Source organism: Streptomyces sp. ADMS (assembly GCF_033441795.1).
GTDB lineage: Bacteria > Actinomycetota > Actinomycetes > Streptomycetales > Streptomycetaceae > Streptomyces.
In genome coordinates, this window is record NZ_JAVFVX010000409.1 from 1 (window position 1) to 510 (window position 510).

The 510-nt window shown below is 69.4% G+C and carries 1 pseudogene; it reads left to right on the forward strand.

Features of this window, described 5'->3' with window-relative positions:
* Nucleotides 1–49: 49 nt before the first annotated feature.
* Nucleotides 50–510 (forward strand): annotated as a pseudogene (locus RB628_RS41305) (IS200/IS605 family accessory protein TnpB-related protein); the annotation flags it as partial.

Consider the following 510-nt stretch of genomic DNA (forward strand, 5'->3'; position numbering starts at 1 on the left):
ACAGACCCACTGGCCACAAACCTGAAACGGTGACCCGCGAAGTCCGGGCCTAGACGTCCACGGCAACCCGACCGGCAGCCCGCGCCGCTTCTTCTGCGACCTGACCGGCACCGCCCAGCACCGTGACGCGCAGGTCCGCCACGCCCTCACCCGCCTCCTGCACTGGGCCCGTACCTGCGGTGTCAAGGCGGTCGCGGTAGGGGACCTGGACTTCGCCGCCGAGAAGACCCGGGAGAAACACGGCCGCGAAAAGCGCTTCCGGCAGCTGATCTCCGGCATGCCCACCGGCAATCTCCGCGCCCGACTGGCCTCGATGGCGGATCAGACGGGTATCGCGGATATCGCCGTCGACCCGGCCTACACCAGCAGGTGGGGCGCCCACCACTGGCAGAAACCGCTCGCCAGCACGACTCGTAAGACCACTCGCCATGAGGCTGCTGCCGTGGCGATCGGAAGGCGCGCCCAGGGACACCCGATCCGCCGACGGACAACACCGCCCCCTGCTCACCG